We start from the raw sequence: 25,433 nt of genomic DNA, 5'->3' as shown, positions 1-25,433 counted from the left end.
GCGGGTAAGACTTGATGCCGGACGAATTGGCGCCGGGGCACAATCGGTCGCAAAGTCATTTCAATACTGGGATTCACCTCTGGAGACAGGATCATGGCAACGCAAGCTGCAGGAGAGGGTGCACTCATCGAACCGAAAGACGGACTCTCATATGTGCGCGGTTCGACTGACGTCCCGCTCAGCGAGTCGACCGTCGGACAGTTTCTCGTCGACACGGCGCGACGCTTTCCCGAGCGTCCGGCAGTGGTGTTCCGTGAGCAGGAGATTCGCTGGAGTTGGAAGGAGTTTCAGCAAGAAGTCGATATTTTGGCCGCAGGTTTGCTGGAACTTGGGATTGAGAAGGGCGATCGGGTCGGCATCTGGTCGCCCAATCGCGTCGAATGGCTGATGACGCAGTTCGCGACCGCGCGGATCGGCGCCGTGCTCGTCAACATCAACCCCGCCTATCGTCTTGCCGAACTCGAATACGCGCTGAACAAGGTGAGTTGCAAGGCGATCGTCTCGGCTGAGAAGTTCAAGTCTTCGATGTACCTGCAGATGCTTCAGGAGCTGGCGCCTGAACTGGCGACGGCTACGCCGGGTGATCTCCACGCCGCCCGTCTGCCCGACTTGCGCATCGTGATCCGGATGTGCGACACCGAAACGCCTGGAATGCTGACGTTTTCCGACGTCATCGAGCGCGGCCGCACCGCGCTCGATCCCGCGAAACTCGACGCAATCGGTGCGACGCTCGATCCGGGCGATCCTATCAACATCCAGTTCACGAGCGGCACCACCGGCAACCCCAAGGGCGCGACGCTGACGCATCGAAACGTCGTCAACAACGCGCGCTATATCGCGATGGCCATGCGGCTGACGGAAGAGGACTCGCTCTGCATTCCGGTGCCGCTGTATCACTGTTTCGGCATGGTGCTGGCGGTGCTGGCGTGCGTCTCGGTGGGCGCCGCGATGGTCTTTCCCGGCGAAGCGTTCGAGCCCGGCGCGACGCTCAGAGCGGTCGCGGAAGAGAGATGCACGGCGCTGCATGGCGTACCGACCATGTTTATCGCTGAACTCGATCATCCCGACTTTGCGACCTTCGATCTCACGCGCTTGCGCACCGGCATCATGGCAGGGTCGCCGTGCCCAATCGAGACGATGAAACGGGTCGTCTCGCAGATGCATCTCGCGGAGATCACGATCGCTTACGGTATGACGGAGACGAGTCCCGTGTCGTTCCAGAGTTCGACAACGGATCCTTTGGACAAGCGAACGACGACAGTCGGACGCATCCAGCCACATCTGGAAGTGCAGGTCGTCGATCCGCTTGGCGCAATCGTGCCTGTCGGCGAAACGGGCGAACTGTGCACGCGCGGCTATTCCGTAATGAAGGGCTATTGGGGCGACGAAGCCAAGACGCGGGAGAGCATCGTCGACGGCTGGATGCATACGGGCGACCTCGCGACGATCGATGCCGATGGTTATTGCAACATCGTCGGTCGTCTGAAGGACATGCTGATCCGCGGCGGTGAAAACATCTATCCGCGTGAAATTGAGGAATTCCTGTTCCGTCACCCGAAGATCCAGAGTGCGCAGGTGTTCGGCGTGCCGGACGCGAAGTATGGCGAGGAGGTGTGCGCATGGGTCGTACTGCGCTCAGGTGAGCAGCTGACGGCCGAAGAGGTCCAGGAATTCTGCCGCGGCCAGATCGCACACTACAAGATTCCGAAATACATCCGCTTCGTCGACGAACTGCCGATGACGGTGACGGGCAAAGTACAGAAGTTCGTGATGCGCGAGCGGATGATCGACGAGCTTCACCTGAAGGAAGACAAGACCGCGTAGCGGGACTCGCGGATCGCAGCCGCAAAAACCAAAAACGCCGTGTGCGAGTCACACGGCGTTTCGCTTTCAGAGGAAGGGATGCCGGCTCGCGCGCAGTTGCTTGATGGCGCGCAAACGTTTGGCTAGGCAAAAAAAAAGCGGGCCTGGAGCCCGCTAAAAACCACACGCTACGGGGTTAGCGCGAGGAGACCATTGGAGGAATCGGATAATCGGCGTGATCAACGCCGATCACGACTCCAGCAGAGATGCCCCTTTGAAGAGCTTCGACGTTTGCGTCGACCGATCAGGAATTTGTGTCCGGAGACACTACTACCCGGCCGCATCCTTGCTGAACCCGTGAAAGGCATTGTGGGCGAATTACCCTGCGCGCGCGGTAACAAAGTGTTTCAGGTTGTAACGCCCACCAGATAAGGCGCTACGGGATTTTTTGCGACAGGAAAGCGGATTTGAGGCAACTATTACCGATACCTTTTGAGTCCAACGGTCGCACTTTCGCGCGGTCGTTCGAATCGGATATTGCACTGCGCTACGTCTCCGGAACTGAAGGATTCTCCTTATTCATCGCGTGGGCAGATCACGAAAGTCAAATGCTCATACGGATTCCACGCCGACCTGTTTGAAACTACCGTTTGCAGGACACGCGCACTCATGCTGCGCTGCCGCATTAACCGACCATCCCAAACGGACTTGTCTTGTAACCGACGGGCACGTATATGCCATCGATGCGCCTTCCGGCAGCCGCACGCCCGAATCGGTAAGTGCGACTGCCTCGGCCGTCACAAACTCGGCGTTATTTCAGCCATTTGTCGGATATGGACTGATATTCACCCGTCGCGCGGGCCAGGTGCAGCCACTGGTCGACATATTGCTGGAACACGACGTCGCCGCGCGGCACGAGCCACGCTTTTTCCCCGTACTGGAACGGCTTGTCCGGATGCACCGAACACAGACCCGGATTGAGCTTCTGCTGCAGCAAGGTCTCTGATGCATCCGTCACCATCACGTCGGCCTTTCCCGCAAGAATCTGCTTGAAGATAGTCACGTTGTCGGGATACACCGTGAGATTTGCGTGCGGAAAGAACTGCCGTGCGAAGCGCTCGTTGGTGCCGCCCGGATTGAAGATCACGCGCGTGGATGGCTGATCGATCTGAGCGACCGTCTGGTACTTCTCCACATCGTCGCAACGTACGATCGGCGATTTGCCGTCCACCTGATACGCGACCGTGAAGAAAGCCTTCTTTTGCCGGTCGAGCGTCGTGGACACACCGCCCACGCCGACGTCGCACTTCGACACAAAGTCGCTCATCAAATTCGACCACGACGTTTTCACGAACTCCGCTTTCACGCCGAGCGACTTCGCAAGCGACTCGGTCATGTCGATATCGATCCCTTCGAACTGGCCGTCCTGCCTGTAGAACGAGTACGGTTTGTAGTCGCCCGTCGTGCAGGCCCGCAGCGTGCCGCGAGCGAGAATCTCGTCGAGCCTCGACGCAGGCGCTGGTGCGGCACTTTGCGCCTGGGCCGCGCCCGCCCACAACAGCGCGCTGACAAGAACCACCGTGGCTTTCTTCATTGAGTCTCCTTTATCGTTGTTTATCGTGATGCAACGGAGTCGATCATAGTCCCCGCAACTCCCTGTGACCATTGATCTAAGGGCATAGGACAAACAGCAATTGCCAGGATTACGGAGGCGGCACCGGACGCTCAGCGGGTAAAATGCGTTTTTGCCTTCCTTCAGTCGCGAGCAACGTGGCCCACAACCTCCTCAACGACACCTTCCTGCGCGCGTTGATGCGCGAGCCGACCGAGTACACGCCGATCTGGCTGATGCGCCAGGCGGGGCGTTATCTGCCGGAATACAACGCGACGCGCAGTCGCGCCGGCAGTTTCCTCGGGCTCGCGAAGAATCCCGATTACGCGACGGAAGTCACGCTGCAGCCGCTCGAGCGCTATCCGCTCGACGCTGCGATTCTGTTCTCCGACATCCTGACCATCCCCGACGCAATGGGTCTCGGTCTGGACTTCCAGGTCGGCGAAGGGCCGAAGTTCGCGCGCCCCGTGCGCACCGAAGACGACGTCGCGCGTCTCGCCGTACCGGATATCGACGCCACGCTGCGCTACGTGACGGACGCCGTGCGCCAGATCCGCACCGCGCTGACCGACGCGCAAGGCCGGCAGCGCGTGCCGTTGATCGGCTTCTCGGGAAGTCCGTGGACGCTCGCGTGCTACATGGTCGAAGGCGGTGGTTCCGACGATTTCCGCACCGTGAAGTCGATGCTGTACAGCCGCCCGGACCTGATGCATCGCATCCTGGACGTCAACGCGAAGGCCGTTGCTGCGTATCTGAATGCGCAGATCGAGGCGGGCGCGCAAGCCGTGATGATTTTCGATACCTGGGGCGGTGCGCTTGCCGACGGCATCTATCAACGCTTCTCGCTGCACTACATCCAGCAGGTCGTGAGCCAGTTGAAACGCGAACACGACGGCAATCGCGTGCCCGTCATCACCTTCACGAAGGGCGGCGGCCTGTGGCTCGAAGAAATCGCCGCGACGGGCGTCGATGCTGTCGGTCTCGACTGGACGGTGAATCTGGGCAAGGCGCGCGAACGCGTAGGTGGAAAAGTCGCGCTACAAGGCAATATCGATCCGTCCGTGCTGTTCGCGCCGCCGTCGACCATCCGCATCGAAGCGCGCGCGGTGCTCGACAGTTTCGGCAACCATCCGGGACACGTGTTCAACCTCGGACATGGCATTTCCCAGTTCACGCCGCCGGAACACGTGGCCGAACTGGTTGACGAAGTGCATCGGCATAGTCGCGCAATTCGCGCGACGGGCGGCAGCAACGCGGCCTGAAGCGGCAGCGATATGTGACGTTTGTGTTGCAATGCAGCGACGCGGGCTCGCGGCCAAAGGGGAAAATAGCGTTCCACAGGCCGCCCCGGCGCCGTTTTAGCGTTGTCAAGACTTGACTTATGCACATTCGTCACGCTGCGGCGCGGTAGAGGGATAGATCGTCGCAGGTGCCTTGAAAAGTACGTAGAAATCTGGTCTGTGCCTTAAGCGATAAGGGTTTCCGGGTTCCTAAGAGGAATGTGCGCTATCCCACAAAGAGGCCGGAATGACGCGGTCTGCGGGCCATCGGGCCTGAGTTCTCAACAAAGTTATCCACAGGCAGGCGAGGCTGGGCGCAATTGTCGATGCAAATTCAAAACTTAGCGCCGAATTTGAAGTTTTACTTTAAGTGTGGCGACCGCAGCATCGAGCCTGTGCATAACTCTCTCCGCCGACACCCGTCATGCAGGTCGAAGCGCTGACCGACACCTACGTTCGCGTCGCGCTCGATCATCCGCTGCCGACGCTCTTCGATTACCGCTGCGACGCCGCCCTGGCGCCGGCGCCGGGCACGCTCGTCAGCGTGCCGTTCGGCAAGCGGCATATCGTGGGGCTCGTCATGGAAGTGACCGCTCACAGTGACGTGCCCGCCGATCGCATCAAATCGGTCCACAGCGTCTGCACGGCTTGCCCGCCGCTGTCGGAGCATTGGCTGCAACTCGCGCAGTTCGCTGCCGACTACTACCAACGCGGCATCGGTGAAGTCGCGCTGCCCGCGCTTCCTCAGGCATTGCGTGATGCGGCGCGCTGGACGCGCCTGTTTGCGCCCGAAGAGTTTTATCGTCTGCTGCCTGCGGGCCGGGCCGCATTGCCCGACGTGTTGCCCGCTCGCGCGACCGCGCTGCGCCGTCTGGCGGCAGCGCTGGCGGAAGCGGACTCGCTGCCGGCCGTCGAAGCCCGTGCGCTGCATGCGAAGGCCACCGCGACGCTTGAAGCGTGGCAAGCGGAAGGCTGGGTTGCGCTCGACGTGATCGATCCAGCGGCACCGCGTCCAGCGCAGTTCCACACGCCGCACAGCACATCGCTGCCCACGCTCACGGACGAACAGACCACCGCGGTCGAAGCGATCCGCGACGCACAGGGCTTCGCTCCGTTCCTGCTGCACGGGGTGACGGGCAGCGGCAAGACCGAGGTGTATCTGCGCGCGCTGGCGGGCTTGCTGGCCGCCAATCCCAACGCGCAAGCGCTGGTTCTCGTACCCGAGATCAATCTCACGCCCCAGTTCGAAGCGGCGTTCCGTGCGCGTTTCGCGTCGATGGGCGATTCCGAAATCGTCACGCTGCACAGCGGTCTGGCCGAAGGCGAGCGCGCCCGCAACTGGTTCGCCGCGCATACGGGCCGAGCGCGCATCGTGCTCGGTACGCGGCTCGCGGTGCTCGCGTCGTTGCCGCACCTGGCCATCATCGTCGTCGACGAGGAGCACGATCCCGCCTACAAGCAGCAGGAAGGCCTGCGCTATTCGGCGCGCGATCTGGCGATCTGGCGGGCGAAGCAGCTCGCGATCCCTGTCGTGCTGGGGTCGGCGACGCCCTCGCTGGAAAGCTGGTGGCAGGTCGATCAGGGACGCTACAAGCGCCTGACGTTGTCGCGCCGCGCCGTCGCGGATGCCGTGCTGCCCACCGTCAGGCTCGTCGATCTGGAAGACGAACGCAGGCGCGGACGCGCATCGGTGGAAGGTCTGTCGGGGCCGCTGATCGCGGCGCTGAAAACCCGCCTCGAACGCGGCGAACAAAGTCTCGTGTTCCTGAACCGCCGAGGCTACGCGCCGCAACTGGCGTGCGATGCATGCGGCTGGGTCGCGGGATGCCCGCGGTGCAGCGCCTACGTCGTGCTGCATAAGCCGGAACGCGCGCTGCGCTGCCACCACTGCGGCTGGGAAGCGCGCATTCCACGCTCGTGTCCGGAATGCGGCAATGTCGATATCGCGCCGCTCGGACGCGGCACCCAGCGTATCGAAGAGGCGCTCACCGGCGCGGTGCCGGGCGCGCGCGTGCTGCGCATCGATGCCGACAGCACCCGTCGCAAGGGCAGCGCGCAGGCGCTGTTCTCGGACGTGCATGCGGGCGAAGTCGACATTCTGGTCGGCACGCAGATGATTGCGAAGGGGCACGATTTCCGTCGCGTGTCGCTGGTTGGCGTGCTGAACGCGGACACGGCGCTCTTTTCCCACGATTTCCGGGCCAGCGAACGCCTCTTCGCGCAACTGATGCAGGTGAGCGGCCGCGCGGGCCGCGCCGGACTGCCCGGCGAGGTGCTGGTCCAGACGCGTTACCCGACTCACGCGCTGTATCACGCGCTGGCTCGCCAGGACTACGTCGGCTTCGCGAATTCGACGCTTTCCGAACGGCGCGACGCGCATCTGCCGCCCTTCGTGTATCAGGCGATGCTGCGCGCAGAAGGCCGCACGCTCGACGCCGCGCTCACGTTCCTGCAACAGGCGGCGGCGGTGCTGACCGAGATTCCCGCTGCGAGTCGCGTGACCGTCTACGACGCGGTGCCGCTCACCATCGTCAAGGTGATGCATGTGCATCGCGCGCAACTGCTGGTCGAAAGCGCCTCGCGCGCCGCTTTGCAGGCGACGCTGCGCGGCTGGCAGCCGCTGTTGCGCACACTCAAGGGCGTGCTGCGCTGGAGCATCGAGGTCGATCCGCTCGACATCTGATTCGCCCTCTGCCAAGCCTCGATCTCGCGCCATCTTCGCGCAAATCCATTTAAGTCATATCGATCAAACGAAAGGTCGTTTCGTTTCAGCAGATCGCTCGACTATATTTCGCCGAATCGGCGCATGAATTACAACGATCGACAGCGCGTGCGCCGCCATCTCATTACCGGGGCACTGCACATGAGCGATACCAGACATACCTTGCCGGCAGGCGCACAGCCTTCGCGACCGGCAAGCTCGACAGGCGGCGGATTGTTTTCGACGGAGGACTGGTGGGCCGTGTGGGTCGGCCTGCTGGTGATCGTCGTCGCATGGGCTCTGTTCGCGTCGGGCAGCAGCATTAAATGGCTCGCGACGGCGCCCGCTAAATGGTCGGACCTCGGCGCGGCCGGTCACGATCTCGCGAAGCATCTGCCGAACTACGTTGCGCTGTTCGTCGTGTTCGCCGTGCTGTTCGGCGTCAGCCTGAGCGTGCTGAAGCAGCGAATCGCCCACTTCCTGCCGTCGTTCGCGATTCTCTTCGTCGTGTCGGTGCTGATTTTCGAGGTCGGCGCGTGGGCCAACGCATCGAAGTACAACCTTGAGACGCCGCTGGTCGCGCTGGCCCTCGGTCTGCTGATTTCAAACGTCTTCACGCTGCCCGAGTGGTTCTCGGCGGGACTGCGCGTGGAGTTTTACATCAAGGTGGGGATCGTGCTGCTCGGCGCGACGCTGCCGTTCACGCTGCTCGTGTGGGCCGGTCCCGTCGCAGTCGGACAGGCGACGATCGTCTCGTTGGTCACTTTCTTCGTGATCTTCTTTGCCGCCAAGGCGCTGGGACTCGACAAGCGCTTCGCCGCGGTGCTCGGCGTGGGTGGTGCGGTGTGCGGCGTGTCGGCCGCCATCGCGATCGCGGGCGCGGTGCGCGCTAAGCGCGAACATGCGTCGGTGGCGATCACGCTCGTGATCTTGTGGGCGATCGTGATGATTTTCGTGTTGCCGTTCGTCTCGCGCTCACTGGGGCTGTCGACGGCCGTCGCGGGCGCATGGATCGGCACCTCGGAGTTCGCGGATGCCGCCGGGATCGCCGCAGCGCAAGCTTACGGCGACTTCGCGAAGCACGCGGGCGGCGCGATCGCCGGTTCGCCCGAAGCGTCGCTTCAGGCGTTCACGCTGATGAAGGTCGTGGGCCGCGACATCTGGATCGGCATCTGGGCGTTCCTGCTGGCGATCGTTGCAACCACGCGCTGGGAGTCGGATGAAAGTGGCGTTATCGCGAAAGCCGACGCGCGCGAAATCTGGGCGCGCTTTCCGAAATTCGTGATCGGCTTCGTGATCGCGTCGGCGCTCGTCACGTGGATCGCGAGCCACTACTCGCTGGCCGACTACCGCAAGGTGGTGACGCCCGAGTTCGTCGCGCCGATCACCGCGCTGCGCACGTGGGCGTTCATCTTCTGCTTCTTCAGCATCGGACTGACGACGCGCGTCCGTTCACTCGCGGCCACGGGCATCAAGCCGTTCATCGCGTTCACGATCGGCGTGGCCGTCAATATCGCCATCGGCTACGCGCTGTCCGCGCACGTGTTCGCACCGTATTGGAATAGCTTGGGGCGGGGATCGTGAGCGCACCCGCCGTTCTCGACGACCACATCCATACGCCGTCCGACGCGCGCCGGCCGTGCTGCGCGGATTGCCGGTTTCGCGCCGACGATCGGCATTCGCTTGAGCAGAGCATTCCGGGCCTCGTTGTGTTCGGGTCGGGCTTCGGCGCAAGCGTCGCCGACAGCCGCCTGTGTCTTGTCCACGATCGGCTCGTCGCGTCGCGCGACAGCTGCCGCGCGTTCGCGCCGCTACGCTGATCCTTTCTTCGCCTGACGTGCGCCCGCTCTAAGCGGGCGCCGCATCATCGAACGCTTAACCGCGCATTGATCCCCGCGCCGCGTCGCGCTCGTCGTCGCGCACTTCGATGGGCACCAGTTCGTTGCGCGATGGGCCCGTCGCGCCGCGAATGAAAAACACCATGCACGTTGCGAACATCATCCAGATCCCCGTCACTACCAGCCACTTTTCCATTTGGTCACCTCATATAGCGAGACTTCGAACCCCGTACCGTGCGTCAGTGCGCATCTCATAGCCGGTATAACGGCGCGATTTCGGATTCGATAAGGGTTGCCAGAAAATAAACCGATCCAGGGAAAACACCGAGCGCAACTGCGTGCATCCAGAAGGTGCACGCTCGCCGCAAACCCTTGTGGAATAACGGTTTCATAGGGGTGCAACCGTTTCGCTAGACTGGTTGCACCTTTTTATTGGGAGAGGTACGATTCGCCCAACTTTTTAGTCTTTGGCCGGCGTCCGCCCGGCGCATAAAGAAGGAATCATGGCGAGCACCACCCTTGGCGTAAAAGTCGACGACCTGCTGCGTACCCGGCTGAAAGACGCCGCCACGCGCCTCGAACGCACTCCCCACTGGCTGATCAAGCAGGCGATCTTCGCGTACCTGGAAAAGATCGAGCACGGCCAGCTTCCCGCCGAACTCTCCGGCCATCACGGCGCAACCGAACTGGCCGATGGTGCCGCCGATTCGGACGAGAGCGACGGGCTGCATCCGTTCCTCGAATTCGCGCAGAACGTGCAACCACAGTCGGTGCTGCGTGCGGCGATCACGGCGGCGTATCGCCGGCCGGAGCCGGAATGCGTGCCGTTCCTGATCGGCCAGGCGCGTCTGCCCGCGAACATCGCGAACGACGTGCAGGCGATGGCGAGCAAGCTTGTTGAAGCCCTGCGTTCGAAGAGCACGGGCGGCGGCGTCGAAGGGCTGATCCACGAGTTCTCGCTGTCGAGCCAGGAAGGCGTGGCGCTGATGTGCCTCGCGGAAGCGCTGCTGCGCATTCCCGACCGGGCGACTCGCGACGCGCTGATTCGCGACAAGATCAGCAAGGGCGACTGGCGCTCGCACGTCGGCCATGCGCCGTCGCTGTTCGTGAACGCGGCGACGTGGGGCCTGATGATCACCGGCAAGCTGGTGACGACGAACAGCGAAACGGGTCTGTCGTCGGCGCTGACGCGCATGATCGGCAAGGGCGGCGAGCCGCTGATCCGCAAGGGTGTCGACATGGCGATGCGCCTGATGGGCGAGCAGTTCGTCACGGGCGAAACCATCTCCGAAGCGCTGGCCAACAGCCGCAAGTTCGAGGCACGCGGTTTCCGCTACTCGTACGACATGCTCGGCGAAGCCGCGACGACGGAAGCCGACGCACAGCGCTACTACGCATCGTACGAACAGGCGATCCACGCGATCGGCAAGGCGGCGGGCGGCCGTGGCATCTACGAAGGTCCGGGCATTTCGATCAAGCTGTCGGCGCTGCATCCGCGCTACTCGCGTTCGCAGCAGGAACGCACGATGAGCGAGTTGCTGCCGCGCGTACGTGCGCTCGCGATTCTCGCGCGCCGCTACGACATCGGCCTGAACATCGACGCGGAAGAAGCGGACCGTCTGGAAATCTCGCTCGATCTGCTCGAAGCACTGTGCTTCGATCCGGAACTGCAAGGCTGGAACGGCATTGGCTTCGTCGTGCAGGCGTATCAGAAGCGCTGCCCGTTCGTGATCGACTACATCGTCGATCTGGCGCGCCGCAGCCGTCACCGAATCATGGTCCGTCTGGTGAAGGGCGCGTACTGGGATACGGAAATCAAGCGCGCACAGGTGGATGGCCTCGAAGGTTATCCCGTCTATACGCGCAAGATCTATACGGACGTGTCGTACCTCGCGTGCGCGAAGAAGCTGCTGGGCGCGCCGGATGCCGTCTATCCGCAGTTCGCGACGCACAACGCGCACACGCTGTCCGCGATCTATCACCTCGCGGGCCAGAACTACTATCCTGGCCAGTACGAATTCCAGTGCCTGCACGGCATGGGCGAGCCGCTGTACGAAGAAGTGACGGGCCGCGACAAGCTGAACCGTCCGTGCCGCGTGTACGCGCCTGTCGGTACGCATGAAACGCTGCTCGCGTATCTCGTGCGTCGACTGCTGGAGAATGGCGCGAATACGTCGTTCGTGAACCGCATCGCCGATGAAACCGTGCCGGTGAAGGACCTCGTCGCCGATCCCGTCGACGAAGCCGCGAAGATCGTTCCGCTCGGCGCGCCGCACGCCAAGATCCCGCTGCCGCGCAATCTGTACGGCGCGGAGCGCACCAATTCGATGGGCCTCGATCTGTCGAACGAGCATCGTCTTGCGTCGCTGTCATCGGCGCTGCTGGCTAGCGCGAATCATCCGTGGCGTGCTGCACCGATGCTCGAAGACAACGAGATCGCCGTCGGCAACGCACGCGATGTGCGCAATCCGTCCGATCATCGCGACCTCGTCGGCACGGTTGTCGAAGCGACGCCGGAGCACGTGAGCGCGGCGCTCGCGCATGCCGTGGCCGCTGCGCCGATCTGGCAGGCGACGCCCGTCGAAGCGCGCGCCGATTGCCTCGCACGTGCCGCCGATCTGCTCGAAGCGCAGATGCATACGCTGATGGGTCTGGTCGTGCGCGAAGCGGGCAAGTCGCTGCCGAACGCCGTCGCTGAAATCCGCGAAGCGATCGACTTCCTGCGCTACTACTCGACGCAGATCCGCGACGAGTTCTCGAACGACACGCACCGCCCGCTCGGACCCGTCGTGTGTATCAGCCCGTGGAATTTCCCGCTGGCGATCTTCATGGGTCAGGTTGCGGCGGCGCTTGCAGCAGGCAACACGGTGCTCGCGAAGCCGGCTGAACAGACGCCGCTGATCGCCGCGCAAGCCGTACGCATTCTGCGCGAAGCGGGCGTGCCCGCAGGCGCGGTGCAACTGCTGCCGGGCGACGGCGAAACGGTTGGCGCCGCATTGGTGGCCGACGCGCGCACGCGCGCCGTGATGTTCACCGGCTCGACGGAAGTCGCGCGTCTGATCAACAAGACGCTCTCGAATCGCCTCGATCCGGAAGGCAAGCCGATTCCGCTGATCGCCGAAACGGGCGGTCAAAACGCGATGATCGTCGATTCGTCGGCACTCGCCGAACAGGTCGTCGCGGATGTGCTGCAGTCGTCGTTCGATTCGGCCGGTCAACGTTGTTCCGCGCTGCGCGTTCTCTGTCTTCAGGATGACGTCGCGGATCGCACGCTCGAAATGCTGACGGGCGCGATGAAGGAACTGGCAGTGGGCAACCCGGATCGTCTGTCGATCGACGTTGGCCCTGTGATCGACGCGGAAGCGAAGCGCGGCATCGACGCGCATATCGCGGGGATGCGCGAGAAGGGCCGCAAGGTCACGCAGATGCCGACGCCGGATGGCTGCAACGCCGGTACGTTCGTGCCGCCGACGCTGATCGAACTCGACAGCATCGACGAACTGAAGCGTGAAGTGTTCGGCCCGGTGCTGCACGTGGTGCGTTACCGCCGCAGCGCACTGGACAAACTGCTCGAGCAGATCCGCTCGACGGGTTACGGGCTGACGCTCGGCATCCATACGCGTATCGATGAGACGATCGCGCATGTGATCGGCCGCGCGCACGTGGGCAACATCTACGTGAACCGCAACGTGATCGGCGCGGTGGTGGGTGTGCAGCCGTTCGGCGGCGAAGGGCTGTCGGGCACGGGTCCGAAGGCGGGTGGCGCGCTGTATCTGCAGCGTCTGCTGGCGACGCGTCCGGCCGGTTTGCCGAAGTCGCTTGCGCAGACCTTGATGGTCGACGCATCGCAAAACGCGGTGAATGGTGGACAAAACGGCAACGCGGCAAGCGATAATCCTGCCGCTGCGCTGACGACGCTGCGCGACTGGTTGATCGCGGAACGCGAGCCGGTGCTGGCCGCACGTTGCGACGGCTATCTGTCGCACATTCCGGCCGGCGCGACGGCTGTGCTGACGGGGCCGACGGGCGAGCGCAACACGTACACGCTCGGCGCGCGCGGCACGGTGCTGTGCGTGGCGTCGACGGCGAGCGGTGCGCGCGTGCAGTTCGCGGCGGCGCTGGCGACGGGCAACAAGGCGCTGTTCGAAGGCGCGGCGGGCGAGCAGCTGTATGCTGCGCTGCCGGCGTCGTTGAAGCAGTACGCGAGCGTGAAGAAGAACGCCGAAGCATCGTTCGATGCCGCGCTCTTCGAAGGCGACAGTGACGAGTTGCTGACGCTCGTGAAGGACATCGCGAAGCGCGCGGGTCCGATCGTGTCGGTGCAGGGCGTCGCGGCGCGAGCGCTCGAAAGCGGCGATGAGGATTACGCACTCGAACGTCTGTTGACGGAGCGTTCAGTGAGCGTGAATACGGCAGCAGCAGGCGGTAATGCGAATTTGATGACGATCGGCTGAGCGAACCTCGCTCGATCGATTCAAAAAAATGGCGCGCGACGGCGACCCCGATCACCGCGCCGTCCACACCTGGTACCAAGGAGAAGATATGCAACACACGATGAAAAAGCTGGCAGGCGCGACGCTGTTCGCTGCCATGTCGCTGGCGGGGACTGCGCATGCACAGCAGGTCGAAGACGTGAAGATCGGCTTCGCGGGCCCGATGACGGGCGCGCAGGCGCACTACGGCAAGGACTTCCAGAACGGCATCACGCTCGCAGTCGAAGACATGAACGCGACGAAGCCGACGATCGGCGGCAAGCAGGTTCGCTTCGTGCTGGACGTGGCCGACGACCAGGCTGACCCGCGCACGGGTACGACGGTTGCACAGAAGCTCGTCGACGACAACATCAAGGGCATGCTCGGCCACTTCAACTCGGGCACGACGATCCCGGCCTCGCGCATCTACGCGAACGCGGGCATTCCGCAGATCGCGATGGCGACGGCGCCTGAATACACGCAACAGGGCTTCAAGACGACGTTCCGCATGATGACCTCGGACACGCAGCAGGGCTCCGTCGCGGGCACGTTCGCTGTGAAGAGCCTGGGCATGAAGAAGATCGCGATCGTCGACGACCGCACGGCCTACGGCCAGGGTCTTGCCGACCAGTTCGAGAAGGCAGCGAAGGCTGCTGGCGGCACGATCGTCGATCGTGAATTCACGAACGACAAGGCTGTCGACTTCAAGTCGATTCTGACGAAGCTGAAGTCGGTCCAGCCGGATCTGATTTACTACGGCGGTGCCGATTCGCAGGCAGCGCCGATGGTCAAGCAGATGAAGACGCTGGGCATCAAGGCACCGCTGATGGGCGGCGAAATGGTTCACACGCCGACGTTCCTGCAAATCGCGGGCGACGCGGCGAACGGCACGGTGGCTTCGCTGGCTGGTCTGCCGTTGGAAGAAATGCCGGGCGGCAAGGACTACGTTGCGAAGTACAAGAAGCGCTTCGGTGAAGACGTTCAGACGTACTCGCCGTACGCTTACGACGGCGCGATGGCGATGTTCGACGCGATGAAGAAGGCGAACTCGACGGATCCGGCGAAGTACCTGCCCGTGCTGGCGAAGACGAGCATGCCTGCTGTGACGACCAAGGATCTCGCGTATGACCCGAAGGGCGATCTGAAGAACGGCGGCATCACGCTGTATAAGGTCGTTGATGGGAAGTGGACGACGCTGCAGAGCGTGGGTGGTAAGTAAGGGTTTTTGTTTTTTGCCTTAGCGGCGCATGGTGGTGGTTTTTCGCTTCTTGCGGCGCTTGGGTTTTTGGGTTGTTATCGAGGCCTCGTGGAGTTTTGTTCTCTGCGAGGCTTTTTTTTCGCTGGCGTCCGCGCTGTGTCTCTGGTTTGCTAGCGTTGCCCCTGTGCGGGGCGGCACTTACTTTCTTTGCCGCCGCAAAGAAAGTAAGCAAAGAAAGCGGGCTCACACCGCCAGCCCGTGTGATTGCCCAGGAGCCCAAACGTCCCCGTCCTTCGCGCGGTGGCGAGCTGATCCATGCTCGTTGCCAGCGCTCTTAGATGCGCCTCACCCGCTTCGCACTCCCGCGTCACGGACCGCGTTACCAGACGTCCACCGCCGCCCAGGTGGCAAACGGTGTGTAGGCCGTCGCGATGGATGTGCACCACTCCGGACGAAAAAGCGGGATCGGTGTCGTAGGATCGCCAACGCATGTGGCGCGACAAGCTACACACAGTTTGCCACCTGGGCGGCGCAGACGAGTCGCTGCCGCTGGCTGCCTGCGGGTGATTGGAGTGGGTGATGCGCCTGTTCGAGGCGCTGGCAGCGGGCGCAAAACGATGTGTTGCCGTGTGGAGTGCGGGACCCGTAGGGGGCCCGCAGGCAAGCACAAAAGCTAGCGGTGTGAGCGGCTTTCTTTTGCCTACTTTTCTTTGCCGCTGCAAAGAAAAGTAGGTGCCGCCCCGCACAGGGGCAACGCATGAAGTACGAAGGCATCGCGCGGATGCCAGCGAAAGCGAAAGCAAGAGCGAAAGCAAGAGCAAAAAGCCAAAACCGGCGACGCCGCGCCGCAGGCAAAAACCCCTACTCGCCCCTCAATTTCCGCCCTTGCTCCCGAACCTGTTCAAGAGTCGCACCCGGCGTACTCACGTCCTGCAGCATGCGAACTTCAATCAAAGCCGGCCGCGCCGACTCCTGAGCGCGCCTGAACGCAGGCATAAAGTCCTCCGTCCGCTCGACGGTCTCCCCAAACGCGCCGAACGACTTCGCAAACGCCGCAAAGTCAGGATTCGTCAACCCAGTCCCATGCACGCGATGCGGATAGTGCCGCTCCTGATGCATTCGAATCGTCCCATAGTGGCTGTTATTCACGACGATGAAAATCACAGGCAGGTTGTACTGCATCGCCGTGGCGATTTCCGACGACGCCATCATGAAGCAGCCGTCACCCGCAAACGCGACCACGGTGCGATCCGGATACATCGACTTCGCCGCAATCGCCGCCGGCACGCCATAACCCATCGCGCCGCTAGTCGGCGCCAACTGCGAACGGAAATGCCGATACGCAAAATGACGATGCAACCACGTCGCGTAGTTGCCCGCGCCGTTCGTGAGAATCGCGTCCTTCGGCAGATGCTCGCGCAGTTGCAGCATGATCTCGCCGAGTTGGACATCGCCCGGAATCTTGCGCGGCTTGCGCCATTCGAGGTACGCCTCGTGCGCTTCTCTCGCGCTACCCGACCAGGCAGGTTGCGCCGCAGGCTTCAGCGCCGCCAGCATCGACGCGATTTCCGGCATGCCCGACACGATGGGGAGATCGGCGGAATAGACGCGGCCCAACTCGTCCGCACCTTGATGCACATGAATCAGCGTCTGTTTCGTCTTGGGAATGTCGAGCAGCGTGTAGCCGCCCGTCGTCGCTTCACCGAGGCGCGGTCCGAGTGCGAGCAGCACGTCGGCGTCCTGAATGCGTTTGGCGAGCGCGGGATTGATGCCGAGACCCACATCGCCCGCATAGTTCGGATGCTCGTTGTCGAGCGTGTCCTGGAAGCGGAACGCGAGGCCAATGGGAAGCTGCCAGTTCTCGATGAAGGTGCGCAGGTCTTCGCACGCTTGCGGCGTCCAGCCGCTGCCGCCCGCGATCACCATCGGCTTCTTCGCGCCTTCGAGCAGGCCGCGCAGACGCTCGATCTGCTGTGGCGCCGGCGCGGCCGCCACGCGCTGATAAGCGGGCGCGCCCGGCATCGCGGCACACGCGTCGCTCAGCACGTCTTCGGGCAACGACAGCACGACAGGACCAGGACGGCCCGACGTCGCGACGTGAAACGCGTGGCTCATGTACTCGGGAATGCGGCGCGGATCGTCGATTTGCGCGACCCACTTCGCCATCTGTCCGAACATGCGCCGATAGTCGATTTCCTGGAACGCCTCGCGGTCCAGATGCTCGCGCGCACATTGGCCGATCAGCAGAATCATCGGCGTCGAGTCCTGAAACGCCGTGTGCACGCCAATCGATGCGTGCGTCGCGCCCGGTCCGCGCGTAACGATCGCGATGCCCGGCCGGCCCGTCAGCTTGCCGACGGCTTCCGCCATGTTGGCGGCAGCCGCTTCGTGGCGGCACACAACCGTCTGAATCTGCGAAGTCTCGTCGTGCAACGAATCGAGGATTGCCAGAAAACTTTCGCCAGGCACGCAAAACACGCGCTCGACGCCATGCGTCAGCAGCGCGTCGACCATGAGCCGTGCGCCCGTGGTCATATTTGAAGCATCGGAAGACAGCGACATTGCGAACACACCTCCAGTCAGAAGAGCTTCGACAGCTTACGCCGAGACCCTCTTCGATGTCATTCGCAAAAGCGTCAACATTCGATGATGTTTACCGCGAGACCGCCGCGCGACGTTTCCTTGTACTTGGTCTTCATGTCGGCGCCCGTTTCGCGCATCGTCTTGATGACGGAATCGAGCGATACGTAATGACTGCCGTCACCTCGCAGCGCCATGCGCGCCGCGTTCACCGCTTTCACGGAAGCCATCGCGTTGCGCTCGATGCACGGAATCTGCACCATCCCGCCGACCGGGTCGCACGTGAGGCCCAGGTTGTGCTCCATGCCGATTTCGGCGGCGTTCTCGACCTGCAACGGCGTGCCGCCCATTACGGCCGCGAGCGCGCCTGCCGCCATCGAGCAGGCAACGCCCACCTCGCCCTGGCAGCCCACTTCCGCGCCGGAAATCGATGCGTTCAGCTTGTAGAGAATGCCGATCGCGGCGGCCGTCATCAGAAAGTCGAACACGCCTTGCTCGGTTGAGTGGGGCATGAAGCGCGTGTAGTAATGCAGCACGGCGGGAATGATGCCCGCTGCGCCGTTGGTCGGCGCGGTGACCACGCGGCCGCCCGCTGCGTTTTCTTCATTGACGGCGATCGCGTACAGATTGATCCAGTCGACCATCGACAGCGGATCCTGCAACGCGCGCTCCGGATTGCCCGTCAACGCACGGTACAGTTGCGGCGCGCGGCGCTTCACCTGGAACGGGCCGGGCAGATTGCCCTCGGCATCCGGATTGTTGATCCCGCAGCCGCGCGCGACACACGACTGCATCACGTTCCAGATTTTCAGCAGGCCCGTGCGCGTCTCTTCGTCCGTATGCCATGCGCGCTCGTTGTCCCACATCAGTTGAGCGATGCTCTTGCCCGTGGTCTTGCACATGTCGAGCAATTCGGCACCCGTGCGAAACGGATGCGGCAACTGTTCGACGGCGGCAAGCACCTTCGTATTCGGCGCGCCCGCAGTTACGACGAAGCCGCCGCCCACCGACAGATATGTCGCTTCGCGCAGCGTCTCGCCATTCGCATCGAATGCGCGCAGCTTGAGACCGTTCGGATGCTCCGGCAGCGCCTGCCGATAAAACGAAATGTGTTCCTTCTGCACGAACGGGATGACGTGCGTGCCGAGCAGTGCGAGCGTGCGCGACGTGCGCACCTGTTCGAGGCGCGCCGCGATCGTGTCGGGATCGACGGTATCGGGAGCATCGCCGAGCAGGCCGAGCATCACGCCGCGATCGGTGCCGTGGCCTTTGCCCGTTGCACCGAGCGATCCATACAGATCGACCTTCACCGATGCCGTGTTCTCAAGCAGCCCATCGCGCTCGAGCCCTTGCGCGAACATCAGCGCTGCACGCATGGGACCGACCGTGTGCGAACTCGACGGACCGATGCCGATTTTGAAGAGATCGAAAACGCTGACTGCCATCACTGCTCCCGCTAACTTGAATTTCGTCGATGCTGCACTGCGTGGGTAACGCGGCAGCGGAGTGCGCCGGGTAAGGCGCGGAACAACATGAGCGCCGGGGCGCTCGATACACGGCGCGTGATCAACGCGCCGGCAAAGGCAGGCACACGGCGAGCCACGCGGGCGGCGTCGGTGCCAGTTTCAGCGCGACGGGCGTGTAGCGTCCGTCGAGCCGCGCGGCGAGGTGATACAGCTCGGCCGCATTTTTCGGATCCCACTGTCCACTATAGCCAGGCAAACCGGCTTCGCGACGTTTCGCATCGAACGGCACGCTCGAGTTCACGAATTCGTCGTGCGTCTTCGCGCCCGTCGCGTACGGCGTCAACCAGTTCAGCGCGGCGGCGAGCGTCGCGCCGTCCGGCGCACGCTCGTTGAGCCAGTTGCGATTGTGGCGGCGCGCCGCGAGCGCGGCCGTTACCAGCGGCTGAAGATCGTAGGTCACATAGTGCAGCGCATCGCGTTCGCCGAAATCGACGGTCGTGCCGTCGGGCGCGATGTTGTCGTTGAGGTGCTCGACGTACAGACGCTGCGCCGCTTCGATCATCTTGCGGTTATCGAGCGTGAACGCCGCCATCGCGATCAGCTTCACGCGATGGCTCTGCCAGTTGTTGCGGAACGTGCCCGTGAGCGGCCGTTTCTGCGTGTCGATCTGCGCGATGTAGCCGTTTGCGAGCTTCGTCAGAAACGCCATCGTCGCGTTGCGGGTCTTCACGGGCAGTGCGCTCGCCGTCATGTCGTACGCGAGGATCAACCCTTCGAACGGCGTTTCGTCGATCGGATTGAACGACGGCTCGTAGGTCGTGACCCACGCGTACAGCAGACGGTCGACGAGCTTCAGATAACGGTCGTCGCTGGTCGCGCGCCATGCGAGCGCGGCGTCGCGCAACAGGTCGAGATCTTTCTCCGCATCCTTGCTCTGGTCGTAGATGCCTTCGTGCGGCAGCGTGCCTTCCGTATGCAACTGACGCACCGCATGCGCCGGCTCGCTCAGATGCGCCTGCACATTCCTCACCAGTGCCTTGACGCCAGGATCGGCGTTGGTGCGTTCGCTGGTTTGCAGCGCGGGCGCGGCGCAGAGATTCATCGCGGCATGGGCGGATTGCGCGCAGAACGCGACGGCCGCCATCAACAGCGCGGCCAGCGGGAAAGCGGGAGAGGGATGTTGCGGCGCACGCGTACGGTGTGTCGGGGGTTGCATCATTCGCACCTGTCGCACCATGCGAAACTCCTTCGTTGGGCTGATTCGGTGTGAGATGGTAACGGTTTGACGCGCCGAGCAACAGGACTGCGGGCAGAACCGCGCGCAGCTCTTGCAGGAGCCGCACGCGGTTCACACTACTTCAACACTTCGGCGTTACTCGTAATCGGCCACGGGCACGCACGAGCAGAACAGATTGCGGTCGCCATACACGTTGTCGGCACGGCCGACGGGCGGCCAGTACTTCTTCGCGACGAGCGTCGGCAGCGGGTACGCCGCCGTCTCACGTGCATAGCCATGCTTCCACTCGTTCGCGACGACGACAGCCGCCGTATGCGGCGCGTGCTTCAGCGGATTGTCCTCGCGATCGCTGCGACCTTCCTCGACGTCGCGGATTTCGTTGCGAATCGCGATCATCGCTTCGATGAAACGATCCAGCTCTTCCTTCGATTCCGATTCGGTCGGCTCGACCATCAGCGTGCCCGGCACAGGGAAGCTCATCGTCGGCGCGTGGAAGCCGTAGTCCATCAGGCGCTTCGCCACGTCGTCGACGGAGATGCCGCTCGTGTCCTTGATGGGACGCAGATCGAGAATGCATTCGTGCGCGACGAGTCCGCCCGGGCCCGAGTACAGCACCGGGTAATGTGGTGCGAGCTTGTTCGCGACGTAGTTCGCGTTGAGGATCGCGGTTTCCGTCGCGGCCGTCAGATTCTTCGCGCCCATCATCGCGATGTACATCCACGAGATCGGCAGGATCGATGCCGAGCCGTACGGCGCAGCGGAGACGGCGCCGATGCCGTTAGCGTCGCGCTCATAGCCCGTCGACGTCTGGTTCGGCAGGAACTTCGCCAGATGCGCGCCGACCGCGACGGGGCCAACGCCCGGTCCGCCGCCGCCGTGCGGAATGCAGAACGTCTTGTGCAGGTTCAGGTGCGAGACGTCGCCGCCGAACTGGCCGGGCGCCGCGAGACCGACCATCGCGTTCATGTTCGCGCCGTCCACATACACCTGGCCGCCGTGCGCGTGCACGATCTCGCAGACTTCACGAACGTTCTGCTCGAACACGCCGTGCGTCGACGGATACGTGATCATGATCGCCGCGAGTTTTTCCGAGTGCTGGGCGGCCTTCTTCTTCAGGTCTTCGATATCGACGTTGCCTTGTGCATCGCACGCGACGACGACGACCTGCATGCCCGCCATCTGCGCCGACGCCGGGTTCGTGCCGTGCGCCGAAGCGGGAATCAGGCAGACATTGCGATGACCTTCGCCGCGCGACTCGTGATACGCGTGAATGATCAGCAGGCCCGCGTACTCGCCTTGCGAGCCGGCATTCGGCTGCAGCGACACGGCAGCGTAGCCGGTTGCGGCGACCAGCATCTGTTCGAGCTGATCGATCATTTCGCGGTAGCCGACGGTTTGCTCGGCAGGCGCGAACGGGTGAATCTGGCCGAACTCGGGCCACGTGACGGGCAGCATTTCCGACGTCGCGTTCAGCTTCATCGTGCACGAGCCGAGCGGGATCATCGAGCGGTCGAGCGCGAGGTCCTTGTCCGACAGGCTGCGCAGATAGCGCAGCATTTCCGTTTCCGAATGATGACGGTTGAACACGTGATGCGTCAGATATGCGCTTTCACGTTCGAGCGTCGCCGGGAACGTGTTCGACTGGCCAAGCTGTGCATCGAGTTCGTCGATTTGCGGCGCGGCGTCGACGAATGCAGCTTGCGCGAAAGCGGCGAGCAGATCGGCGAGATCGGCGCGCGTCGTCGTTTCGTCGATCGACAGACCGACGCGCGTTTCGCTCACGTGACGCAGGTTGATGCCCTTCGCGGTCGCGGCGTCATGCAGCGCCTGCGTGCGCGGACCCGTTTCGAACGTGAGGGTGTCGAAGAAGCTGTCATTGACGAGCGTGTAGCCGAGTTGCTTCGCGCCTTCCGCGAGCAGCGCGGCGATGCGGTTCACGCGCTGCGCGATCGTCTTCAGGCCGCGCGGACCGTGATAGACGGCGTACATGCTGGCCATGATGGCGAGCAGCGCCTGCGCGGTACAGACGTTCGACGTCGCCTTTTCGCGGCGGATGTGCTGTTCGCGGGTTTGCAGTGCGAGACGCAGCGCGGGGTTGCCTTGCGCATCGACGGTGACGCCGACGAGACGGCCCGGCATCTGACGCTTGAATTCGTCGCGCACGGCGAGATACGCCGCGTGCGGGCCACCGAAGCCGACGGGCACGCCGAAGCGCTGCGAGTTGCCGACGGCCACGTCCGCGCCCCATTCGCCCGGCGGCGTGAGCACGGTGAGCGCGAGCAGATCGGCGGCGGCGACCACATGGCCGCCTGCGGCGTGGATCGCGTCAGCGAGCGCGCGGTAGTCGCGCACGTCGCCGTTCACGCCCGGATATTGCAGCAGCACGCCGAACGCATTCGATGCTGCCGCTTCCGCAGCCGGACCGACCTTCACTTCGATGCCGACGGGCAGCGCGCGCGTCTTCACGACTTCGATGGTTTGCGGCAGCACGTCGTCTGCCACATAGAAAATGTTCGACTTCGGCTTGCCGACGCGTTGCAGCAGCGTCATCGCTTCGGCGGCGGCCGTTGCTTCGTCGAGCAGCGAAGCATTCGAGATCGCGAGGCCCGTCAGGTCGACGATCATCTGCTGATAGTTCAGCAGCGCTTCGAGACGGCCTTGCGAGATTTCCGGCTGATACGGCGTGTAAGCCGTGTACCAGGCGGGGTTTTCGAGCACGTTGCGCAGGATGACGGCGGGCGTGTGCGCGTTGTAATAGCCCTGACCGATGTACGAGCGGAACACCTTGTTCTTGTCCGCGAGTTCGCGCAGCGCGGCGAGCGCTTCGGCTTCGCTCTTCGGCTGACCGAAGGGGCCGAGCGGCAGCGCGTCCTGGCGGCGGATCGACTGCGGAATCACCGCGTCCATCAACGCGGCGCGCGATGCGAAGCCGAGGGCTTCGAGCATCGACTGCTGATCGGCGCCGTCCGGGCCGATATGCCGTTCAGCGAAGGCGTCATGCACTTCGAGCGCGGCGAGCGAGAGGGGAGTGCGGTTCATCAGACGATCCGGGTGTTCGAGCTTCATTGAGTGTTCCTGCTGGCGCGGCGTTCGCGAGCGGTGAGCGCCGCGCCTGTCGTGGGTAAGTGACTTATTCGCCGATCGACTTGCCGTATGCGGCGGCGTCCATCAGACGGTCCTGCGATGCGCCGTCAGCCGGCTTGATCTTGAACAGCCAGTTGTCGTACGGCGCGCTGTTCACGGCGTCCGGCGTGTCGGCGACGTTCGGGTTGGCTTCGATGATCTCGCCCGAAACGGGTGCGTAGATATCGGAAGCGGCCTTCACCGATTCGATGACGGCGACGGTGTCGCCTGCCGACACCGTCTGGCCCAGTTGCTGCACTTCGAAGAAGACGATGTCGCCGAGCGCTTCCTGCGCGTGGTCGGTGATGCCGACCGTCAGCGTGCCGTCTGCTTCGGTGCGGACCCATTCGTGCGATTCGGTGTATTTCAGATCGGCCGGGATGCTCATCGGATGCTCCTATGCGGTAATTCGGTTGATTTAAATGGTGGGACGCACGCGACGTTTTCGTGTCTGTCCGGTGTCTGTCTCGTGACGCTCATCGTGTGACCGATCAGCCGACGAGCACTTTGCCGTTGCGCACGAATGGCAGTTTAACCACGCTGGCAGGAAGTGCCTTGTCACGGATCTGGACGTGCACGACGTCGCCCGGCTGCACGCCTTTCGGCACGCGCGCAAAGGCGATCGACTCCTGCATGGTCGGCGAGAATGTGCCGCTCGTGATTTCGCCTTCGCCGTCCGGCGTCACGACCTTCTGATGCGCGCGCAGCACGCCCGCCGCCTTGCCGTTGTCCTTGTGAAGGATCAGACCGACGAACGATTGTTTCGAGCCGTCCGCTTCGAGCTTCGCGCGGCCGATGAAATCGCGCGGCGCGGACAGGTCGACCGTCCACGCGAGACCGGCGTCGAGGGGCGACACGTCGTCGTCCATGTCCTGGCCGTACAGGTTCATGCCCGCTTCGAGGCGAAGCGTGTCGCGCGCGCCGAGGCCGGCGGGGCGCACGCCCTGCGCCTGCAGCGCATTCCACAGTGCTTCGACGTGTGCGGCGGGAACGATGATTTCGAAGCCGTCCTCGCCCGTGTAGCCGGTGCGCGCGACGGTCAGCTCGCCAAACGGCGTATCGGCGACGCGCGCCGCGTTGAACGGCTTGAGCGCTTCGCTGGCGGCGCGAGCATGCGGCACGGTCGCCCAGACTTTTTCGCGCGCGTTCGGGCCTTGCACGGCGACGATCGCGTAGTCGCGGCGCGGCGTGATGGTGAGGCCGAAGCCTTGTTCGTCATTGAGCTTGTTGAACCACGCGACGTCTTTCTCGGCCGTGCCGGCATTCACGACGACACGGAAATGATCTTCGCCGAAGTAATAGACGATCAGGTCGTCGATCACGCCGCCTTGCGGATTCAGCAGACAGGAATAGAGGGCCTTGCCCGGCGCTTGCAGCTTGCCGACGTTATTGGCCAGCGCGCGCTCGAAGAAGGCGCGCACGCGCGCGCCCGTGAAATCGACGACACACATGTGGGACACGTCGAACATGCCGGCGTCCGTGCGCACGGCGCGATGCTCTTCGATCTGCGAGCCGTAATTGACGGGCATGTCCCAGCCGCCGAAATCGACCATGCGGGCATTGAGCGCACGGTGCGTGGCGTGGAGCGGGGTGTGTTTGAGTTCGGTCATCGGGGCCTCGGGCATCGCTAAACAGGAAAGGCCATGCGGCGAAACCTCTCGCGATCCCACTTCGGGTCGACGAGCGATAACTGCATGCCCCCTCTGTCCTCGATACCTGAGAGATTGCGCTGCCGTCAGCGAGTGCTGGCGGACGTGGCGCGCGCCCCTTCGGTGGGCAGCCTGCGCGTGCATTCGTGCACGGGCGCTACTGCCGCTCTCCAGAGTGCGAAAAACGGGCGCTCGTTCGAACAGGTCGCTTCGACCAGAAGATGAGCGGGTTTTTCGACGCGTTCGGTCCTTTTGCCTGAGAGTTTGCGGGTGTGCCCCTTCGGCGGCGCTGCGTGCTGTGCACTACGGACGACAGCAAACGGCGCGCTCTCCCGACGCGTGCGGCGAATGTACGCGAGGCCCAGAGGGTTGTCAAATCGGGCCGGCGGGCGCCGATCGGCGGCGCTCGGCGCCCTCTGGCGGTCAAAAAAGCATGATGCGTGCGCCGTCGCGATCGGGTGAATTGATGCGGAA

15 protein-coding genes and 2 riboswitches are annotated in these 25,433 nt (G+C 63.4%); of the genes, 7 read left to right on the top strand and 8 right to left on the bottom strand.

All coding sequences use genetic code 11. The annotated features are described in order from the left end of the window. Window positions 1-93: 93 nt before the first annotated feature. Window positions 94-1,824, top strand: coding sequence for an AMP-binding protein (locus G3N95_RS07900; protein WP_205969449.1), 1,731 nt, complete (start codon window positions 94-96; stop codon window positions 1,822-1,824). A gap of 790 nt (window positions 1,825-2,614) precedes the next feature. Here the strand turns inward: G3N95_RS07900 and G3N95_RS07895 are convergent. After that, window positions 2,615-3,397, bottom strand: coding sequence for a transporter substrate-binding domain-containing protein (locus tag G3N95_RS07895; RefSeq protein WP_205969448.1), 783 nt, complete (start codon window positions 3,395-3,397; stop codon window positions 2,615-2,617). A 176-nt stretch (window positions 3,398-3,573) separates the two neighbouring features. Here G3N95_RS07895 and hemE point away from each other — a divergent pair, with 176 nt between their 5' ends. From hemE to G3N95_RS07875, 4 genes are all read left to right on the top strand, one after another. After that, on the top strand, window positions 3,574-4,677 hold the full coding sequence (gene hemE / locus G3N95_RS07890) for a uroporphyrinogen decarboxylase (RefSeq protein ID WP_205969447.1): 1,104 nt from the start codon (window positions 3,574-3,576) through the stop codon (window positions 4,675-4,677). A 442-nt stretch (window positions 4,678-5,119) separates the two neighbouring features. Next, on the top strand, window positions 5,120-7,378 hold the full coding sequence (locus G3N95_RS07885; RefSeq protein ID WP_205969446.1) for a primosomal protein N': 2,259 nt from the start codon (window positions 5,120-5,122) through the stop codon (window positions 7,376-7,378). A gap of 180 nt (window positions 7,379-7,558) precedes the next feature. After that, window positions 7,559-8,980 (top strand): putative sulfate exporter family transporter, encoded by a 1,422-nt coding sequence (locus G3N95_RS07880; protein ID WP_205969445.1) that lies wholly within the window; start codon window positions 7,559-7,561, stop codon window positions 8,978-8,980. Continuing rightward, entirely contained in the window at window positions 8,977-9,216 is a 240-nt protein-coding gene (locus tag G3N95_RS07875) for a hypothetical protein (RefSeq protein WP_205969444.1), read from the top strand. Before G3N95_RS07880 ends, G3N95_RS07875 begins: the two co-directional genes overlap by 4 nt. A 55-nt stretch (window positions 9,217-9,271) precedes the next feature. Here G3N95_RS07875 and G3N95_RS07870 read toward each other — a convergent pair whose 3' ends face one another. Next, the gene (locus G3N95_RS07870) at window positions 9,272-9,430 is read right to left on the bottom strand and encodes a hypothetical protein (protein WP_205969443.1); all 159 of its coding nucleotides are present in this window, start codon (window positions 9,428-9,430) and stop codon (window positions 9,272-9,274) included. Between the two features lie 307 nt (window positions 9,431-9,737). On the opposite strand from G3N95_RS07870, the gene putA reads away from it, so the two are divergent. Together putA and G3N95_RS07860 are read left to right on the top strand one after the other, a co-directional pair. Next, window positions 9,738-13,688 (top strand): trifunctional transcriptional regulator/proline dehydrogenase/L-glutamate gamma-semialdehyde dehydrogenase, encoded by a 3,951-nt coding sequence (gene putA, locus G3N95_RS07865; protein WP_205969442.1) that lies wholly within the window; start codon window positions 9,738-9,740, stop codon window positions 13,686-13,688. Window positions 13,689-13,776: 88 nt separating this feature from the next. Next, window positions 13,777-14,925 carry a branched-chain amino acid ABC transporter substrate-binding protein gene (locus tag G3N95_RS07860; protein WP_205969441.1) on the top strand — a complete coding sequence of 383 codons (1,149 nt, stop codon included), beginning with the start codon at window positions 13,777-13,779 and terminating at the stop codon, window positions 14,923-14,925. Between the two features lie 840 nt (window positions 14,926-15,765). Here the strand turns inward: G3N95_RS07860 and G3N95_RS07855 are convergent. The 6 genes from G3N95_RS07855 to gcvT all read right to left on the bottom strand — a co-directional run bounded on the left by G3N95_RS07855 (window position 15,766) and on the right by gcvT (window position 24,920). Next, entirely contained in the window at window positions 15,766-17,466 is a 1,701-nt protein-coding gene (locus G3N95_RS07855) for a thiamine pyrophosphate-binding protein (protein WP_205969440.1), read from the bottom strand. 74 nt (window positions 17,467-17,540) lie between these two features. After that, on the bottom strand, window positions 17,541-18,929 hold the full coding sequence (locus G3N95_RS07850) for an L-serine ammonia-lyase (RefSeq protein ID WP_205969439.1): 1,389 nt from the start codon (window positions 18,927-18,929) through the stop codon (window positions 17,541-17,543). 121 nt (window positions 18,930-19,050) lie between these two features. Then, window positions 19,051-20,187, bottom strand: coding sequence for an alginate lyase family protein (locus tag G3N95_RS07845; RefSeq protein ID WP_205969438.1), 1,137 nt, complete (start codon window positions 20,185-20,187; stop codon window positions 19,051-19,053). A 135-nt stretch (window positions 20,188-20,322) separates the two neighbouring features. Next, entirely contained in the window at window positions 20,323-23,253 is a 2,931-nt protein-coding gene (gcvP, locus tag G3N95_RS07840; protein WP_205969437.1) for an aminomethyl-transferring glycine dehydrogenase, read from the bottom strand. A gap of 64 nt (window positions 23,254-23,317) precedes the next feature. Further along, entirely contained in the window at window positions 23,318-23,698 is a 381-nt protein-coding gene (gene gcvH / locus G3N95_RS07835) for a glycine cleavage system protein GcvH (protein WP_012402352.1), read from the bottom strand. Window positions 23,699-23,801: 103 nt separating this feature from the next. After that, the gene (gcvT, locus tag G3N95_RS07830; RefSeq protein ID WP_205969436.1) at window positions 23,802-24,920 is read right to left on the bottom strand and encodes a glycine cleavage system aminomethyltransferase GcvT; all 1,119 of its coding nucleotides are present in this window, start codon (window positions 24,918-24,920) and stop codon (window positions 23,802-23,804) included. 83 nt (window positions 24,921-25,003) lie between these two features. Continuing rightward, window positions 25,004-25,143: riboswitch (glycine riboswitch) on the bottom strand. A gap of 49 nt (window positions 25,144-25,192) precedes the next feature. Beyond that, a riboswitch (glycine riboswitch) is annotated at window positions 25,193-25,304 on the bottom strand. Between the last annotated feature and the right edge of the window lie 129 nt (window positions 25,305-25,433).

The sequence above is a fragment of the Paraburkholderia sp. Tr-20389 genome (genome assembly GCF_017104565.1).
GTDB lineage: Bacteria > Pseudomonadota > Gammaproteobacteria > Burkholderiales > Burkholderiaceae > Paraburkholderia.
The sequence above is the reverse complement of the archived record's forward strand: the minus strand, read 5'-3'. Positions and strand labels throughout refer to the sequence as shown.

What these genes read in the sequence shown, in the direction of transcription:
- G3N95_RS07900 (WP_205969449.1), top strand. Translation starts at nt 94, where the DNA reads ATGGCAACGCAAGCTGCAGGAGAGGGTGCACTCATCGAACCGAAAGAC.
- G3N95_RS07895 (WP_205969448.1), bottom strand. Translation starts at nt 3,397, where the DNA reads ATGAAGAAAGCCACGGTGGTTCTTGTCAGCGCGCTGTTGTGGGCGGGC.
- G3N95_RS07885 (WP_205969446.1), top strand. Translation starts at nt 5,120, where the DNA reads ATGCAGGTCGAAGCGCTGACCGACACCTACGTTCGCGTCGCGCTCGAT.
- G3N95_RS07880 (WP_205969445.1), top strand. Translation starts at nt 7,559, where the DNA reads ATGAGCGATACCAGACATACCTTGCCGGCAGGCGCACAGCCTTCGCGA.
- G3N95_RS07870 (WP_205969443.1), bottom strand. Translation starts at nt 9,430, where the DNA reads ATGGAAAAGTGGCTGGTAGTGACGGGGATCTGGATGATGTTCGCAACG.
- putA (WP_205969442.1), top strand. Translation starts at nt 9,738, where the DNA reads ATGGCGAGCACCACCCTTGGCGTAAAAGTCGACGACCTGCTGCGTACC.
- G3N95_RS07860 (WP_205969441.1), top strand. Translation starts at nt 13,777, where the DNA reads ATGCAACACACGATGAAAAAGCTGGCAGGCGCGACGCTGTTCGCTGCC.
- G3N95_RS07855 (WP_205969440.1), bottom strand. Translation starts at nt 17,466, where the DNA reads ATGTCGCTGTCTTCCGATGCTTCAAATATGACCACGGGCGCACGGCTC.
- G3N95_RS07850 (WP_205969439.1), bottom strand. Translation starts at nt 18,929, where the DNA reads ATGGCAGTCAGCGTTTTCGATCTCTTCAAAATCGGCATCGGTCCGTCG.
- G3N95_RS07845 (WP_205969438.1), bottom strand. Translation starts at nt 20,187, where the DNA reads ATGGTGCGACAGGTGCGAATGATGCAACCCCCGACACACCGTACGCGT.
- gcvP (WP_205969437.1), bottom strand. Translation starts at nt 23,253, where the DNA reads ATGAAGCTCGAACACCCGGATCGTCTGATGAACCGCACTCCCCTCTCG.
- gcvH (WP_012402352.1), bottom strand. Translation starts at nt 23,698, where the DNA reads ATGAGCATCCCGGCCGATCTGAAATACACCGAATCGCACGAATGGGTC.
- gcvT (WP_205969436.1), bottom strand. Translation starts at nt 24,920, where the DNA reads ATGACCGAACTCAAACACACCCCGCTCCACGCCACGCACCGTGCGCTC.